The organism is Acetobacter farinalis (assembly GCF_011516935.1).
Classification (GTDB): Bacteria; Pseudomonadota; Alphaproteobacteria; order Acetobacterales; family Acetobacteraceae; genus Acetobacter; species Acetobacter farinalis.
The window spans coordinates 1-2,937 of sequence record NZ_WOTF01000052.1 but is presented as its reverse complement, the minus strand read 5'-3'; the positions used below and the strand labels follow the sequence as shown (position 1 = coordinate 2,937).

At 53.9% G+C, this 2,937-nt stretch carries 3 protein-coding genes and 1 tRNA gene; 1 reads left to right on the top strand and 3 read right to left on the bottom strand.

Annotated elements, in window-relative coordinates; translation table 11 throughout:
- Nucleotides 1-122: 122 nt before the first annotated feature.
- Nucleotides 123-389, top strand: a complete 267-nt coding sequence (locus tag GOB82_RS13080; protein ID WP_166123757.1) for a hypothetical protein — start codon at nucleotides 123-125, stop codon at nucleotides 387-389.
- Between the two features lie 208 nt (nucleotides 390-597).
- Here the strand turns inward: GOB82_RS13080 and GOB82_RS13075 are convergent, their stop codons facing one another.
- The 3 genes from GOB82_RS13075 to GOB82_RS13065 form a co-directional block, all read right to left on the bottom strand.
- Nucleotides 598-843 (bottom strand): (2Fe-2S)-binding protein, encoded by a 246-nt coding sequence (locus GOB82_RS13075; RefSeq protein WP_166123755.1) that lies wholly within the window; start codon nucleotides 841-843, stop codon nucleotides 598-600.
- A 421-nt stretch (nucleotides 844-1,264) separates the two neighbouring features.
- Nucleotides 1,265-1,341 (bottom strand) — tRNA-Arg (locus GOB82_RS13070).
- A gap of 157 nt (nucleotides 1,342-1,498) precedes the next feature.
- Nucleotides 1,499-2,937 (bottom strand): ArnT family glycosyltransferase (locus tag GOB82_RS13065; RefSeq protein ID WP_166123753.1); only part of this gene is annotated, 1,439 nt, incomplete at its 5' end.

The following is a 2,937-nucleotide window of genomic DNA, read 5'->3' as shown; positions in this document are numbered from 1 at the left end:
CACGCCCATAATCTGGGCATCAGTAAAGCGATCACTCTTCATCAAAATCTCCTCATCCTCACGCTGAGAAAATTCTCATTCAAAAGCCACTCTTTTTATGGGGGGATTACCAGGAGACGAATTTGAAAAAAATTACGATACTGGCTTTGGTGCTGGTAACTGTCTGCGCGAAACCCGATGGTGTCGCAAAACTGGAGCGGGTGGACAATCAGGCCGTGCAGCACAAGCCAATTTTCATGAGTAAACCGGATTTCAAAAAGTGGCAGGAGAGTGCGATCACCATCCACGCTGATGTCGGTAAAGATGGCCGTTTGACAAAATGCGTGATAACGCCCGGTTCAAATCCAGATTTTAATGCTATGGCTGTGAATTACTGCAAAACGGCCTGATACAAGCCTGCCTACAAAAATGGTGAACCTGTTGTGGAGCGAGGCCGCATAATTGTCTTGCGCTTCCATCGGGAGGATTAGTCTGAATATGTGATTCCTATTCGGCAAAGCAGACTGGAGAAACCCAACACTGAAGGTTGTCACTACGCGCCGTGACCGTATACGCTTTCAGGCACTCAGGCACTCAGGCACTCAGGCACTCAGGCACTCAGGCACTCAGCATCGCGGCCTGTGCCGCGTCCGTTAGAGGCAGGCAGATCGGAGCCAGTTGTTCCGTTGCCCGCTTCTGGCGCATGCGCGCCTCACGCAGCAGGCACACCACACCCGGCACACAATTCCCGCACTGGGCCTTACACTGCCTGGAAGCGTAAATTTCGCTGGGGCGGGTCGCACCGCGCGCGACGGCAGTTTCAACATCCGTGTGAGTCAGGCGATTGCAAGAGCAGATAACCATTCAGAACCCCCATATCTCTGACGAGAATGCTCTCATAAGCACGAATGAGAATTATTCGCAATAAATTTTTGCAAGATATCAGCATGCCCGGTTTTTCCTGCACGCCAGATCAAAAGGGGCAGCGGTTAAAAGATTTGAGGGAACTGGCGGAAATGCGGACTGGCACGATAGAACTCAGGAAGCTATAAGTGAGCACATGATCGCGTAAACTCGGTGAGTGCACGTGCAGACAGTCGCATAGTTTATGGGCTTCAGTCGTCAGGTCGATGAGCGTGCACTCCCCATCACCAAGGCGAGAGAAAGTATTCTGTTCCGAAGCCGGGAAAACAGGAAATCTGCAATATGAGAGTGGCAAACCGTGTTTCAGGATTGGCAAACCATCAGCTTTAACGGCTTAGTTGAATTGAACTTTTTGGGGAATTGGTGGACCCGAGAGGATTCGAACCTCCGGCCTTCAGATTCGGAATCTGACGATCTATCCAGCTGATCTACGGGTCCGTCCGGGCCTCTCTAGCGCAAAGAAGGGGCGCTTGCCAAGCCCGTATTCCCGCAAACTGGTAAATTCCCCGCCCAATCGCAGAAAACGGCGGGAAACACGGATGCAGCCTGCCACATCATTTCAGCCACACCAGTCCCGTCAGGCAGGTCCAGCCACTCACTCCCGCCAGAACAGATCATATTGATCCCCTTTTGAAATCAGGGTGCAGCCGTCACACACCGGCTCAGGCCCCGTAGGGCGGATAATCAGGGTCCGGGGCGCTTTTTCTTCCGGTCCCGTGGTGCGGATCATATCCGGCGGGGGAGGGAGATAGGTCAGCAGAGCCACGTAGTCATTCTGTGATGTTACGCCGTCCTTCCAGACATGTACCATGGGCAGATACGCTGCCGCCTGAAGTTGCCGATAGAAAATCGGCAGACGCATATAGTTTTCTCGCTGCCAGGAGGCGGAGAAGGAGAGCAGGAAAAGCACCCCAGCCAGCCCGCACGCCACGGCTTTTAAAGCCGGGCGTAGCAGGGCGAACAGGTAGGTCATCAGTACACACAGGAGGGGGTAGGCCGGGTAAGTGTACCAGGGCAGGCGGGTCCGGGCGATGGAAAAAAGGCAGAAAACAGCCAGAATCGCGACACCCAGCACCCCCATATCGGTTTGCATCCAGGCAGGGATGCCCGAACGGAAACGCTCCGCCCGGAAGGCTCGGAGCCGGCATGCCAGAAGCCCCGCACCCGCCAGCGCCCCAAGCAGCCACAGCAGATAACTGTAATCATGCACAAAGCAGGAGAGGTAGAAATAGACAGGGCTGTGATGGTCCTCAATGGGCTGCCCAGTGCGTTTGAGCAGATCGTACCAGACCATTTTCCGCAGGAATTTCAGGCCATCATGGTGCGCGCGCAGCCCCGCCCACAGCATGATTGGGGCCAGAAAGCACAGCGTGCCTTTCAGAGGCAGGCGGAAGGATTTTTTCGTCAGCACGCAGCTGAGCATCAACGGCGGAAGAAGGGACAGAACATGCCAGCTCTTGGTTAGAAAGCACAGGGCAGCAGTCACGCAGGCCAGACAAAACGCGCGGTCCGTCCGCTTCAGGCAGAGCAGAATACAGGCCAGATACAGCGTGCAATACAGCGCATCCGCATCAGAATGGCGGAAACTGTGTGGGAAAACATTCTGTGTCCATATGGAGAAGAGCGTGATGGCATAAAGCCCTTCCACGCGTGAAAACCTGTTCACCATAAACCGGTAAAGGCCCGCAATCATCGCCAAAAAACAGAGCAGGGACGGCAACCGGGCCGCCAGAAGTCCATGCCCGAACAGTTTGAGAGACAGGACAATAAAGAAAAAACTTAGTGAGGGCTTCAGATTCCAGTAGTCTTCCTTGCCCTGCCAATAGTTGATTGTATATTCATGACGGAACAGCATTTCATAGGCCGAGCCGATATGGCGCGCTTCATCCCATGTTTCCAGCGGCTCGCTGGAGACACGGTAGAAGGTGGAGGGATCGAAGAACCGTTGATTGATGTGCTTGGCCAGTAATTTCTGGGTTTTGGCGATTTGATTGACGGTTTTCTGGAGAGCTTTTGATCTGCGTTTTGAGCAGA

What these genes read in the sequence shown, in the direction of transcription:
- GOB82_RS13075 (WP_166123755.1), bottom strand. Translation starts at nt 843, where the DNA reads ATGGTTATCTGCTCTTGCAATCGCCTGACTCACACGGATGTTGAAACT.